Genomic DNA, 12037 nt, shown 5'->3' with positions numbered 1-12037 from the left:
CACCTCATCGCCACCTGGACCGGCACCTGCCCCACCTGCCGACAGACCGTCCCATGGCAGCCCTACGACACCACCTAACAAAGCACTACTAGGAGTCGCCCTCCTGGGCCTCGCGGCGCAGCGGCAGCAGACGGGAGCCGGCCATGCGGGCGCCGAAGGCGTCGTCCGGGTTGGACAGGACGCAGGTCTCCAGGGAGAGGCAGCCGCAGCCGATGCAGTCCGTCAGGTGGTCGCGGAGCCGGCCGAGCTGCCGGATGCGGTCGTCGAGTTCGGCCCGCCAGGCGGCGGAGAGGCGGGACCAGTCCTCGCGGGTCGGGGTGCGCTCCTCGGGCAGCGCGGAGAGGGCGTCGCGGATGGTGGCGAGGGGGATGCCGACGCGCTGGGCGGCGCGGATGAAGGCGACCCGGCGCAGCGCGTCACGCCCATAACGGCGCTGGTTGCCGGCGGTGCGGCGGCTGCCGATGAGCCCCTTGGCCTCGTAGAAGTGAAGGGCGGAGACGGCCGCGCCGCTGCGGGCGGAGAGCTGGCCGACGGTGAGCTCGTGGATCTTCTCTGGAATCTGCGGCACCCCTCGAACCCTACTGGTCCGTTGACAGCGCGATCCCCACCCCACATGCTGAGCAAGCGCTTAGATACAAACCGTTGGGTATGTCGTACGAGAAGGGACCAGGCACATGGCCGAGCCGAGGATCTTCACCTCCGCCGAGGAGCTGCGCGCGGGGGTCGGCGAGCAGCTGGGGCACAGCGACTGGCTGGAGATCGACCAGAAGCGGATCGACCTCTTCGCCGACGCCACCGGCGACCACCAGTGGATCCACGTGGACCCCGAGCGCGCCGCGTCCGGCCCCTTCGGCTCGACCATCGCGCACGGCTATCTGACCCTCTCGCTGCTGCCGCTGTTCGTGCCGCAGGTGCTGCGGGTCGAGGGCATGAAGATGGGCCTCAACTACGGCACGGAGAAGGTGCGCTTCCCCGCGCCGGTGCCGGTCGGCTCGCGACTGCGCGCCACCGCGGTGCTCTCGAAGGTGGAGGAGGCGGGCGGCGGCGTGCAGGTCACCGCGAAGGTGACCGTGGAGCGCGAGGGCGGCGACAAGCCGGTGTGTGTCGCCGAGTCGGTCTCGCGCTACTACTTCTGAGCTCTGCCGCGTCCGGGCGCTGCCCTGAGCGCCGTTTCCCGGGGCCGCTCCGGGGCGCCGAGCTCCGGGGCCGCTCCGGAGCGCCGCTTCCCCGTACTACTTCTGAGCCCGGTGTCCCACCATGCGGAGCACGAGGTCGGCGTAGAACGCGCCGACCCCGTCGGGCGTCCGGCGGCCCTGGACGTTGAACCAGCGGGCCACGTCGATGCAGAGGGAGAGGACCGCGACGGTGGTGCCGGCCGGGTCCGCCACGTCGAACTCGCCGGCCGCCACGCCCTCCTCGATGATCCGGCGCACGGTCGCCTCGGTCTCCCGGCGCAGCTCCACGATCTCGGCGCGGTGCTCGGGACCGAGCGCGTCCAGCTCGTACTGGACGACCCGGGCGGTGGTGTGGCGCTCGGCGTGCCAGCGGACGAAGGAGCGGACGGCGTCGGCGAGCCGGTCGGACGCGGCGCCGTCCCGCAGCTCGGCGGCCCGGAGAATCTCCAGGGCCCGGTCGTGACCGATGCGGCTGATCCGGTGGAGCAGCTCTTCCTTGGTCTTGTAGTGGATGTAGAGCGCGGCCGGGCTCATCCCGGCACGACCGGCGATGTCCCGGGTGGTGGTGGCGTGGTACCCGCGCTCGGCGAACGCCTCGACGGCCGCGACCAGCAGCCTCCGCGCGGCCTCGGGCGCGACCTCGCCCCAGGCCACGTCCTCGCCGCCGGGCGTCTGCTCCGCCGTGCTCATCCCACACTCCTCCTCGGACCGGTCAGGACGAACACCATACAACGAAGCTGAGCAAGCGCTTAGAGATCGCGGACGCGCTCCGCCTGGGCGGAGGGCGCTCAGAGCTTCTGCTGGAAGGGGTCGTGCTCGGCGAGGAGCTTCTCCAGGCGGGCCTGGTCCACCCGGCTGACGATCCGGTCGGACTCCTGCCGGTCGCGGACCACCTTGGCGAGCGTGAAGGCGGAAGTCGTGAGGTAGAGGACGGAGACCGCCATGAAGGCCCGCACCCAGGCGCTCGCCTCCAGCTGGTAGATCCCGATCGCGACGGCGGCGAGGGCGATAGCGAAGGAGATGACGGCCTGCGCGTGGTAGGCGTTGGTGTTCTGCTGCTTGACCTGTGACTCGCTCATGCACGAAGCATCGGGCGGATGTGGCCGGCGCCACATCCGCCCGGATACTCACGCCGGTACTCAGCCCGGCTGCGCACGCGGGCTCACCCCCCGCCCGTCCGGGGTTCACCGCCACCGCGCCGGGCCTCGCCGCCACCGCTCCGGGGCCACCGCCGGCGCTTCGAGGCCACCATCGGCGCTTCGGGGTCACCATCGGCGCTTCGGGGTCACCGCCGACGCTCCGGGGGCTCGCCGCCGACCGGCCAGGGACCCGGCGTCGGCTGCCCGGGGGGCTCAGAAGGCGGAGACCCCGGTGAGCGCCCGTCCGATGATCAGCTTCTGGATCTGGCTGGTGCCCTCGTAGAGGGTCATCACGCGCGCGTCCCGCACCAGCTTGCCGACGGGGTACTCGTCGATGTAGCCGTAGCCGCCGAAGACCTGGAGGGCGTTGTTGGCGGAGCGGACGGCGGCCTCGGACGCGAACAGCTTGGCCTTCGAGGCGGCGGTGGCGAAGTCCTCGCCCCGGTCGATCAGATCGGCGACCCGCCAGGTCAGCAGCCGGGCCGCGTCCACGTCGACGGCGATGTCACTGATCAGCTCCTGCACGAGCTGGTACGAGGCGATGGGCTTGCCGAACTGCTCGCGCTCCCCCGCGTACCGCACGGCGGCGTCGAGGGAGGCCTGGGCGATGCCGACGCAGCCGGCCGCGACCGACATGCGGCCCTTGGCGAGGGCGGACATGGCGACCGAGAAGCCCTTGCCCTCCGGGCCGAGCATCGCGGAGGCGGGGACGCGAACGCCTTCCAGGGCGAGTTCGGCGGTGGCCTGGCCGCGCAGTCCGAGCTTGCCGTGGATGGTGTGGCGGGTGAGGCCGGGGGCGTCCGCGGGGACGAGGAAGGCGGAGACGCCCTTGTGGCCGGGGGTGTCGTTCGTCCGCGCGAAGAGCAGGACGACGTCGGCCCAGGTGCCGTTGGTGATGAACATCTTGGCGCCGTCGATCACGTAGTCGTCGCCGTCGCGAACCGCGCGTGTGCTCAGGTTTCCCGCATCGGAGCCGGTACCGGGCTCGGTGAGGCCGAAGCAGCCGAGTGCGTCGCCGGAGGCGAGCCGGGGCAGCCAGGTCCGCTTCTGCTCCTCCGTGCCCCAGGAGGCGATGGTCTTGGCGACCAGACCGAGGGAGACGGAGACGATCCCGCGCACCGAGGAGTCGCCGCGCCCGAGCTCCTCGGTGACCAGGCAGTACGCGAGATGGTCGCCGCCCGAACCCCCGTACTCCTCCGGAAGGGTGAGCCCGAGGAAGCCGACCGAGCCGAGCTTCCTCACCAGCGCCCGGTCGACGCTCTCGGCCTGGTCCCACTCGACGACGTACGGCGCCACCTCGCGGGCGACGAAATCGGCCGCCAGCCGCCGTACGGCCTCCTGCTCCTCGTTCAGTCCCAGATCCACCGCGACGCCACCTCACCCGGTCCGCTCGGTCCAGGCCGAGCACCTCACCCTTTAATTACCACTGCTAGTTTTCTTGGTACGGGCCTACTATGTGCGCCATGGCCCGACCGCGCAAGCCCCTGCTCAGCCGAGAACGCATCGTCGAGACGGCGGGCGCGCTCGTGGACGCGGAGGGGCTCGCCGCCCTCTCGACCAGGCGGCTCGCGGCCGAGCTCGGGGTGAGCGGACCCTCGCTCTACAACCACTTCCGCACCAAGGACGAGATCCTGGACGCGGTGGCGGACGCGGTGAGCGCCAAGATCGACCTGTCGATGTTCGAGCCGGACGACCCCCGGGACTGGCGCACGGCCCTGCACGACTGGGCGCTCTCCTACCGGGCCGCACTCGCCGACCACCCGCACATCGTCCCGGTCCTCGCCCAGGGACCCGGCCGCCGACCGGCGGGGCTCAAGGTCGCCGACGCGGTCTTCGGCGCCATGGTCAGGGCCGGCTGGCCGCCCGCCCAGGCCACCCACATCGGCGCCCTGATGCGGTACTTCGTCACCGGCTCGGCCCTCGGCTCCTTCGCGCGCGGCTTCGTCGACGACGAGGCGGCGTACGACCCCGCCGACTACCCCCACCTCGGCCAGGCGCACCGCCTCGCCGAGCACCGCGAGAAGGTCGACGAGGGCGCCTTCGCCACCGGTCTGCGCGCCCTGCTCGACGGCCTGGGCGCGCAGTACGCCGCCCTGGGCGCCCATGTTTCGGGCGGCACCGAAGCGTGAGCGGGGGATGCTGGGGCCATGGGAGCCAGTGATCTCGCCGCGTTCGCGGCACTCTTCGCGGAGGAGAGCCGGGCCGCGATGCTGCTCGCCCTGCTCGACGGCCGGGCCTGGACGGCCGGGGAACTCGCCCGGCACGCGCGCGTGGCACCGTCCACCGCGACCGAGCACCTGGGGAAGCTGGTCGCGGGCGGGGTGCTCACCGAGGAACGGCAGGGCCGGCACCGCTACGTGAGGCTCGCCGGGCCCGGGATCGCGCACCTCGTGGAGGAGCTGGCCGCCCTCGCGGGTCCGGGCGCGGACGAGCCGCCCCGGTCGCTGGCGGCGGTGAACGCCGGACGGGCGCTGGCCCGGGGCCGTACCTGCTACGACCATCTCGCCGGGCGGCTCGGGATCGCCGTCACGGACGCGCTGACCGCGCGCGGACTCCTGCGGCAGGACACCGGGTTCGCGCTCACGGACCGGGGCCTGGAGTGGTTCGCGGGCCTCGGCATCCCCCTCGCGGCCAAGGGACGGCGGCCCCTCGCGCGCGACTGCCTGGACTGGACCGAGCGCCGGCCGCACCTCGCGGGACTCGCCGGAGCGGCGCTCTGCGCGCACGCACTGGACAGCGGCTGGTGCGTACGGATCGGGTCCGGGCGCGCGGTGAAGGTCACCCCGGCCGGCGAGCGGGCACTGCGGAGGGAGCTCGGCATCCCGGCGGACGCACTGCGGTGAGCCGGGGCCCCGGGGCGAGGCCCTGGGGCAGCGGGACGGGGGCTCTGGGACAGCAGGCTGGGGCCGTCGGGACCACGGGGCACGATGCGGGGGCCGTCGGGACCACGGGGCACGATGCGGGGGCCATGGAGCGCGGCGCGGGCGCCATGGGGCGGGGGGCGATATTGCGGTGTGGGCCGAAGGGTGCGCGTCCTACCGTCGGGGCATGCCGAAATCCGACGCCTCCGCCTCCTCCGGCCCTTCCTCCGGTCCTTCCTCCGCCTCCCCTCCCGCCTCCGCGCGGCTCGCGCTCGTCGCCGCCGGGGTCACCGTCGTCCTGTGGGCATCCGCCTTCGTCTCCATCCGGAGCGCCGGGACCGCCTACTCCCCCGGCGCGCTCGCGCTGGGGCGACTGCTCGCCGGGGCGCTGGTCCTCGGTGTCGTCCTCCTGGCCCGGCGCGAGGGGCTGCCGCCCCGGGCCGCCTGGCCGGGGATCCTCGTCTCCGGGTTGCTGTGGTTCGGGGTGTACATGGTGGCGCTGAACTGGGGCGAGCAGGAGGTGGACGCGGGGACGGCCGCGATGCTCGTCAACATCGGCCCGATCCTGATCGCCCTGCTCGGCGCCCGTTTCCTGGGCGAGGCGCTGCCGCCGCGGCTGCTGGCCGGCATGGCGGTCTCCTTCGCGGGCGCGGTGGCCGTGGGCCTGTCGATGTCCGGCAAGGACGGACACGCCTCGGTGCTGGGCGTCGCGCTCTGCCTGCTGGCGGCGGTGGCGTACGCGGGCGGGGTCGTCGCGCAGAAGCCGGCGCTGGTCCACGCGAGTGCGCTCCAGGTGACGACCTTCGGCTGCGCTATCGGCGCGGTCGCCTGCCTGCCGTTCGCGGGGCAGCTGGTGGCCGAGGCGGCGAGGGCGCCATGGCCGGCGACCGCGAACATGGTGTACCTCGGCGTGTTCCCGACCGCGCTCGCCTTCACGACCTGGGCGTACGCGCTGGCGCGGACGACCGCGGGGCGGATGGGCGCGACCACGTACGCGGTGCCCGCCCTGGTCGTGGTGATGGCGTGGGCGCTGCTGGGCGAACTGCCGGGGGCGCTGACCCTGGTGGGCGGCGCGCTGTGCCTGGCGGGGGTCGCGGTCTCCCGCTCCCGCCCGCGCCCGTCCGCGCCGCCGGCGTCAGGAGCGGGCGGCGGCCGGAAGGAGGCCGCGGGCGAAAGCCGTCATTGACGCGCCGATCCGCTCGACGGGGAGCCCGAGTTCGTGTCGCTGGAAAGCGAACAGCTCGGGCGCGAGGGGGGCGAGCACGGTGTCGACCAGCGCGTCGGGGTCGTCGGCGCCGTGGGCGACGAGCAGGGTGCGGACGTGGACGCGCCAGAAGCCGTACGCGCCGGTCCGGAAGCGCTCGGGGCCGGTCTCCGCGCCGAGGGCCAGCGGCAGGTGCCGCTCCAGGAGGTCGAGCATCGCGAGGTAGAACGCGGCGAGCCGCTCCCCCGCGGGCGCGCCGGGGCCCAACGGCGGCGGCCCGTGGACGAGTTGCCCCTGGAGCAGGCGCTCGTGGCTGTCGAGCAGGGCCACCGCCACCGAGGACGGGTCGGGGAAGCTGCGGTAGAGCGTGGCGCGACCGACGCCGGCGGCCTTGGCGATGCGGTCCATGGTGATCGTCCGGGGATCGCCCTCCGCGAAGAGGCGTTCGGCCGCGGCGAGAATCTGGGCGCGGTTGCGCTCGGCGTCGGCGCGGCGGCGCGGGCCGGGGGCCGGGCGCGCACCAGGGGCCTGGAGGTCGCCGCCGATCAGCAGTTCACCCGGCGCGACGAGATCTCCCGAGGGCAGCGGGTCTCCGGCCGTCCCGAGCGCGTCGATCAACTCGCGCTCGGCGCGGGAGGGGCGGTCGGCGCGGGAGGAATGGTCGGCGCGGGAGGGGTCCGCCGGGGGGCGGGCCGTCTCGTTCGTCGGCCGCACCGGGTCCGGCCCCGGGCCGCGCCGCTCGTGGTCGCTCATGGATACGACCCTACTTCCCCTTCACTCAAATGGACACCTTGTCCGCTTGCGCGCATCCATGGGACTCTAAACGGACACGGCGTCCGCTTGTGAGGCGTGCGTCGTTGCTCCGTCCTGCTCAGGAGTCCACGAGGAGTCCCCCGATGCACACCGCACTGCTCGCCGTCGCCCTGCTCGTCGGCTGCCTCCTGGCAGTCCAGGCGTCGGCGAACCTCCAGCTCAACGCCGCCGTCGGCACTCCGTACGGCGCCTCGACCCTCCAACTCGGCCTCGCCACCGCCCTGCTGACGGCCCTGGCGCTCACCGCCGGAACTCTGGGCGCGCTGGGCGCGCTGCCGGACGTGCCGCCCTGGCAACTGCTGGGCGGACTGGCCAGTCCGCTCTACATCACGAGCGGCATCCTGCTCTTCCCCCGGCTCGGCGCCCTGGCGAGCGTCGGACTCTTCGTCACGGGCCAGATGTTCGCCTCGCTCGCCCTCGACCTCCTCGGCCTGTTCGGCCTGGAGCGGCAGGCGCTCGGGCCCGGCATCGTCCTCGGCGCCGCCGCCGTCCTCGCCGGCATCGTCGTGATCATCCGGGGCGGGAGCGGGACGACCCCCGCGGGCTCCCCCGCCCTGTCCCCGGCCGCCCGTACGGGCTGGCTCGCCCTCGGGATCGTCGCGGGCGGGGTCCTGCCGGTACAGGGCGCGGTCAACGCACAGCTGAGGGAACGGCTCCACGCGCCGCTCACGGTGGCCGTCATCAGCTTCGCCGTCGCGACCTTCACGATCGCCGTCGTCCTGCTGGTGCTCCGGGCCACCCGGCGGACCCCGGCGCCGCGCGTCGCCCCGCTGCGGAAGATGCCCTGGTGGGGGTGGCTCGGCGGGGCCTGCGCCGCCGCCTATGTGACGGGCACCTTCCTGCTCATACCGGCCATCGGCGCGGCCGTGACGATCGCGCTCACGGTGACCGGCCAGCAGCTGACCTCGGCCCTCATCGACCACAAGGGGCTCTTCCGGCTGCCCGGACGCCCGCTCACCCGACCGCGCGCGCTCGGACTCGCCCTGCTGCTCGCCGGCTCCCTCACCATCCAGCTCGCCTGAACCGGCCCTCCCTCACCGACCCCGCCGCCACGGGCCCGACCGGCACCGGCCCGACCGGGACCGGCCCCCCCTCGCACCGGGCTCCCCGGGCCGACCGCGCCGTCGTCGACCGCGCCGTCGTCGGGCGTGCCTCCCCGGGTCCGACGGGGAGGCCCGGGGCGACGGCTCCGGGCGTCGAGTGGGTCAGAAGATCACCAGGGCACGGCCGCCCTTGCCCGCGAGCATCGCGTCGAAGGCGCCGGGGATGCCGTCGAGGGTGATCCGCTCGGTGACGAGCGCACCGAGGTCGAAGCTGCCGTCCCGGATGTGACCGGCGATGACGGGCAGGTCGGTGGCCGGGTCCGAGTTGCCGTACACGCAGCCGGCGAGGGTGCGGCCCCAGTGGAAGATCTCCAGCGCGTGGAAGGAGACCTGCTGGTCCTTGCCCCCGATGCCGACGACGGTGGTGCGGCCGCCGCGCCGGGTGGACTCCCAGGCGGTCCGGATGGTGACGGCCCGGCCGACGCATTCCACGGCCACGTCGACACCGTGCCCGCCGGTCAGCTTCCGGATCTCCCGGGCGGTGTTCTCCGAGGCCACCACGTACTCGGTGGCTCCGGCGGCCCGCGCCAGCCGCTCCTTCTCCGGGGAGACGTCCACGGCGACGATCGTGGACGCCCCGGCGATCCGGGCGGCCTGGAGGGTGGCGAGGCCGACGCCGCCGACGCCGAAGACGGCGACGGTCTCGCCCTCACGGACCCGGGCGGCGTGATGCACGGCGCCCCAGCCGGTGAGGACGGCGCAGCCGAGCAGCGCGGCGTCGGTGAGTGGTACGCCCTCCGGGACGGGCAGCAGGCAGCTCTCGGAGACGACCGTCTCCTCGGCGAAGGCGGCCACGTTGAGGCCCGGGTGGAGCTCGCGCCCGTCGGCGGCGCGGGCGTGCACGTTCGCCGCGCCGTTGAGGGCGTTGACGCAGAGCCACACCTCGCCGAGCGAGCAGGGGTGGCAGGCGCCGCAGGACGGCGCCCAGTTGAGGACCACGCCGTCGCCGGGGGCGACCCGGGTCACCCCCTCGCCGACGGAGACGACGGTGCCGGCGCCCTCGTGGCCGAGGACGGCCGGGACCGGGACGCGCATGGTGCCGTTGGAGAGCGACAGGTCGGAGTGGCAGACCCCGGCGGCGGCGAGCCGGACCCGGACCTGGCCGGGGCCGGGCTCGGGCAGCTCGATGCCGGTGATCTCCAGGGGGGCACCGACGGCGGGCAGGACGGCGGCACGGATCACGGGTGTCTCCTGACTGCGGGCGGGTCGGGGCTCAGAACTGGAGGGACTTGGTCTGGAGGTACTCGGACAGACCGTGCGCGCCGAGTTCGCGGCCGACGCCGGAGCGCTTCCAGCCGCCGAAGGGGGCGAGCGGGTTGAACCGGCCGCCGTTGATGTCGACCTGGCCGGTCTCCATCCGGCGGGCGAACGCGACCGCCTCGCCCTCCTCGCCCCAGACCGCGCCGCCGAGGCCGTAGTCGGTGCCGTTGGCGAGGGCGAGGGCCTCCTCCTCGTCCTCGTACCGGAGGATCGAGAGGACGGGGCCGAAGATCTCCTCCCGCGCGATGGTCATATCGGGGATGACGTCGGCGAAGACCGTCGGGGAGACGTAGTAGCCGGTCTCCAGCGGGGCCTCGGGGCCGCCGGCGACGAGCCGCGCGCCCTCCTCGACGCCCCGCTCGATGTAGTCCCGGACCCGGTCGCGCTGGCGGGCGCTGACCAGCGGGCCGAGGCGCTCGCCGGGGACGTACTTGGCGGCGGCCTCGGCGGCGAGGGCGACGGCCTCCTCGTAGCGCTCGGCGGGGACCAGCATCCGGGTCCAGGCGCTGCACGTCTGGCCGGAGTTGGCCATGACGTTGCCGACGCCGGCGGCGACGGCCTTGGCGAGGTCGGCGCTGGGCAGGATGACGTTGGCGGACTTGCCGCCGAGTTCGAGGGCGACCCGCTTGATCGCGCCGCCGGCGAGGGCTCCGATGCGACTGCCGACGGCGGTGGACCCGGTGAAGGAGACCAGGTCGACGCCGGGGTGTTCGGCGAGGGCCTGGCCGGCGACCGTGCCGATGCCGGTGACCAGGTTGAAGACACCGGCCGGGATGCCCGCCTCGTGCACGGCCTCGGCGAAGAGCTGGGCGGAGAGCGGAGTGTTCTCGGCGGGCTTGAGGACGGTGGTGCAGCCGGCGGCGAGGGCCGGGGCGACCTTGGCGACGATCTGGTGGAGCGGGTAGTTCCAGGGCGTGATGGCCGCGACGACGCCGACCGGCTCCGCGTAGACGGTGGAATTGCCGACCTTCTCCACGAAGGGGTGGGTGGCGGCGAGTTCGGCGTAGGTGCCGGCCACCGTGACCGGCAGTCCGGCGTGTACGGCCGCGGCGATCTTCGGCGGGGCGCCGAGCTCGGCGGTGACGGTGGCGGCGATCTCCTCGGCGCGGGCGGCGAGCGCGTCACGCAGGGCGCCGATCCGGGTGGCCCGCTCGGCCGGGGGCGTGGCGGCCCAGCCGGGCAGCGCGGCACGGGCGGCACGTACGGCCGCGTCGACGTCCTCGGCGGTGCCGGCCGGCACCTGGGCGATGACCTGCTCGGTGGCGGGATCCACCACGGGGATCGTCTCGGAGGAGGCCGCGGGGCGCCACTCCCCACCGATGTACATCGCGTCGTGGGCCTTCATCAGCGCTTCCCCATTCCCGGTCCGCTCGACCGCTCGCCTGCGGCGGGGCGATCCGAGCGACCCCGCCCACCCAAACTAGCGCTGTTAGTTTTAGGGCGCCAGGGTCTGCCGGAGTGGGGCGGATCTCATCACCGGTCCCGCCGCGGCCCCCGTCGCCGGGTGGCGCCCCCGACCGCCCGCCGCATGACTGACGGCGGGGGCACGCCGAGCGGCCCCGCGCCGGGTCCGCCCGGCCCCGCTGGGGGCGACGGTACCCGACACGGGGCCGGTGCCGGTCCTCGCGCTTCAGATCGTCTTGTCGACACCGGTGAGGTGGGCGAAGACGACGATGTTGGCGTCGTAGCCGGCGCCCCGGTCGTAGGCTCCGCCGCAGGTCAGCAGCCGCAGCTCGGGTCGACCCGTGGAGCCGTACACCTCCTTGTCGGGGAAGGCGGTTTTCGGATACGTGCGCACCTTGTCCACGGTGAAGACGGCGACCCGCCCGTCGGCGCGGGCGACCCGGACGGTGTTCCCGGGGCCGAGCGAGTCGAGGTCGAGGAAGACGGCCGGCCCGGTGAGGGTGTCCCGGTGTCCGACCACCACGGCCGTGCCGCGCTCGCCGGGCGCGGGGCCTCCCTCGTACCAGCCGACCTTCTGCGGGTCGTCGACCGGCGGCACGCCGAGCCGTCCTGCCCGGTCGAGCCCGATGTCCAGGACCGGCGCTTCCGTGGTGATCGCGGGCACGGCGACGAGGGTGGGGCGGGAGCGGGAGAGCGGCGCGTGCGACGGCGTCGGCGCGGGGGTTCTCGCGGTCCCGGCCGGGGCGCGAGCGCCAGCGGCGCCGGCCCGGCTCCCGGTGGCGCCGCCACGGCTCCCGGTGGCGTCGGCAGGGGGCCGGGCGGCCTCCTCCTTGCCGTCGGCGACGCGGGGGCCGCCGCCGGACGCGGGGGCACCGGCAGATGCGGGGGCACCGGCGGCCGGGGCGGGCGTCCCGGCCGGGGCCGCCGCGTCGGACTTGGCGTCGACTCCGGCGAGGGTCTGCCGGTCGGCGGGATCCCCGTCCCCGCTCCACCAGACACCCCCGGTCACCAGGACCGCGGCCACCGCCACGGTCCTGCCGAGCCGGATGAGCCGCCGCTGCCGACGCGAGAGACGGGC

13 protein-coding genes are annotated in these 12037 nt (G+C 74.4%); 5 read left to right on the top strand and 8 right to left on the bottom strand.

Going from position 1 to position 12037, the window contains the following annotated elements; translation table 11 throughout:
• Positions 1–88: 88 nt before the first annotated feature.
• Complete coding sequence (soxR, locus tag ACF1BN_RS33360) at positions 89–568, bottom strand: redox-sensitive transcriptional activator SoxR (protein ID WP_392335326.1); 480 nt, start codon at positions 566–568, stop codon at positions 89–91.
• A 106-nt stretch (positions 569–674) separates the two neighbouring features.
• Here soxR and ACF1BN_RS33355 point away from each other — a divergent pair, with 106 nt between their 5' ends.
• Positions 675–1136: a MaoC family dehydratase gene (locus tag ACF1BN_RS33355; RefSeq protein ID WP_392335325.1), complete on the top strand. Its 462-nt coding sequence runs from the start codon at positions 675–677 to the stop codon at positions 1134–1136.
• Positions 1137–1232: 96 nt separating this feature from the next.
• On the opposite strand, the gene ACF1BN_RS33350 is transcribed toward ACF1BN_RS33355, so the two are convergent.
• The 3 genes from ACF1BN_RS33350 to ACF1BN_RS33340 form a co-directional block, all read right to left on the bottom strand.
• Complete coding sequence (locus ACF1BN_RS33350; protein WP_392335324.1) at positions 1233–1865, bottom strand: TetR/AcrR family transcriptional regulator; 633 nt, start codon at positions 1863–1865, stop codon at positions 1233–1235.
• Between the two features lie 98 nt (positions 1866–1963).
• Positions 1964–2254, bottom strand: a complete 291-nt coding sequence (locus tag ACF1BN_RS33345; protein WP_392335323.1) for a YiaA/YiaB family inner membrane protein — start codon at positions 2252–2254, stop codon at positions 1964–1966.
• Positions 2255–2527: 273 nt separating this feature from the next.
• The gene (locus tag ACF1BN_RS33340) at positions 2528–3679 is read right to left on the bottom strand and encodes an acyl-CoA dehydrogenase family protein (protein WP_392335322.1); all 1152 of its coding nucleotides are present in this window, start codon (positions 3677–3679) and stop codon (positions 2528–2530) included.
• A gap of 98 nt (positions 3680–3777) precedes the next feature.
• Here ACF1BN_RS33340 and ACF1BN_RS33335 point away from each other — a divergent pair, with 98 nt between their 5' ends.
• The 3 genes from ACF1BN_RS33335 (at position 3778) to ACF1BN_RS33325 (ending at position 6361) form a co-directional block, all read left to right on the top strand.
• On the top strand, positions 3778–4443 hold the full coding sequence (locus ACF1BN_RS33335) for a TetR/AcrR family transcriptional regulator (RefSeq protein ID WP_392335321.1): 666 nt from the start codon (positions 3778–3780) through the stop codon (positions 4441–4443).
• An 18-nt stretch (positions 4444–4461) separates the two neighbouring features.
• Positions 4462–5157: an ArsR/SmtB family transcription factor gene (locus ACF1BN_RS33330; RefSeq protein WP_392335320.1), complete on the top strand. Its 696-nt coding sequence runs from the start codon at positions 4462–4464 to the stop codon at positions 5155–5157.
• Positions 5158–5362: 205 nt separating this feature from the next.
• Entirely contained in the window at positions 5363–6361 is a 999-nt protein-coding gene (locus ACF1BN_RS33325; protein ID WP_392335319.1) for a DMT family transporter, read from the top strand.
• On the opposite strand, the gene ACF1BN_RS33320 is transcribed toward ACF1BN_RS33325, so the two are convergent.
• Positions 6311–6931 (bottom strand): TetR/AcrR family transcriptional regulator, encoded by a 621-nt coding sequence (locus tag ACF1BN_RS33320; protein WP_392335335.1) that lies wholly within the window; start codon positions 6929–6931, stop codon positions 6311–6313. The genes ACF1BN_RS33325 and ACF1BN_RS33320 overlap by 51 nt on opposite strands.
• Before the next feature lie 344 nt (positions 6932–7275).
• Between ACF1BN_RS33320 and ACF1BN_RS33315 the strand changes: the two genes are divergently transcribed.
• Positions 7276–8214 carry a DMT family transporter gene (locus ACF1BN_RS33315; protein WP_392335318.1) on the top strand — a complete coding sequence of 313 codons (939 nt, stop codon included), beginning with the start codon at positions 7276–7278 and terminating at the stop codon, positions 8212–8214.
• Positions 8215–8397: 183 nt separating this feature from the next.
• Here ACF1BN_RS33315 and ACF1BN_RS33310 read toward each other — a convergent pair whose 3' ends face one another.
• The 3 genes from ACF1BN_RS33310 to ACF1BN_RS33300 all read right to left on the bottom strand — a co-directional run bounded on the left by ACF1BN_RS33310 (position 8398) and on the right by ACF1BN_RS33300 (position 11983).
• A complete protein-coding gene (locus ACF1BN_RS33310) occupies positions 8398–9477 on the bottom strand; it encodes a Zn-dependent alcohol dehydrogenase (RefSeq protein WP_392335317.1) in 1080 nt (359 codons plus the stop codon).
• A gap of 31 nt (positions 9478–9508) precedes the next feature.
• Positions 9509–10900 (bottom strand): aldehyde dehydrogenase family protein, encoded by a 1392-nt coding sequence (locus tag ACF1BN_RS33305; protein WP_392335316.1) that lies wholly within the window; start codon positions 10898–10900, stop codon positions 9509–9511.
• A 285-nt stretch (positions 10901–11185) separates the two neighbouring features.
• A complete protein-coding gene (locus tag ACF1BN_RS33300) occupies positions 11186–11983 on the bottom strand; it encodes a class F sortase (RefSeq protein ID WP_392335315.1) in 798 nt (265 codons plus the stop codon).
• Positions 11984–12037: the final 54 nt, after the last annotated feature.

Origin of the sequence: Streptomyces sp. NPDC014861 (assembly GCF_043081625.1) — a bacterium.
GTDB lineage: Bacteria > Actinomycetota > Actinomycetes > Streptomycetales > Streptomycetaceae > Streptomyces.
Note: the sequence above shows the minus strand (reverse complement) of the source record. Positions and strands in the feature narration are given on the sequence as shown.

What these genes read in the sequence shown, in the direction of transcription:
- ACF1BN_RS33345 (WP_392335323.1), bottom strand. Translation starts at nt 2,254, where the DNA reads ATGAGCGAGTCACAGGTCAAGCAGCAGAACACCAACGCCTACCACGCG.
- ACF1BN_RS33305 (WP_392335316.1), bottom strand. Translation starts at nt 10,900, where the DNA reads ATGAAGGCCCACGACGCGATGTACATCGGTGGGGAGTGGCGCCCCGCG.
- ACF1BN_RS33330 (WP_392335320.1), top strand. Translation starts at nt 4,462, where the DNA reads ATGGGAGCCAGTGATCTCGCCGCGTTCGCGGCACTCTTCGCGGAGGAG.
- ACF1BN_RS33350 (WP_392335324.1), bottom strand. Translation starts at nt 1,865, where the DNA reads ATGAGCACGGCGGAGCAGACGCCCGGCGGCGAGGACGTGGCCTGGGGC.
- ACF1BN_RS33335 (WP_392335321.1), top strand. Translation starts at nt 3,778, where the DNA reads ATGGCCCGACCGCGCAAGCCCCTGCTCAGCCGAGAACGCATCGTCGAG.
- ACF1BN_RS33325 (WP_392335319.1), top strand. Translation starts at nt 5,363, where the DNA reads ATGCCGAAATCCGACGCCTCCGCCTCCTCCGGCCCTTCCTCCGGTCCT.
- ACF1BN_RS33315 (WP_392335318.1), top strand. Translation starts at nt 7,276, where the DNA reads ATGCACACCGCACTGCTCGCCGTCGCCCTGCTCGTCGGCTGCCTCCTG.
- ACF1BN_RS33355 (WP_392335325.1), top strand. Translation starts at nt 675, where the DNA reads ATGGCCGAGCCGAGGATCTTCACCTCCGCCGAGGAGCTGCGCGCGGGG.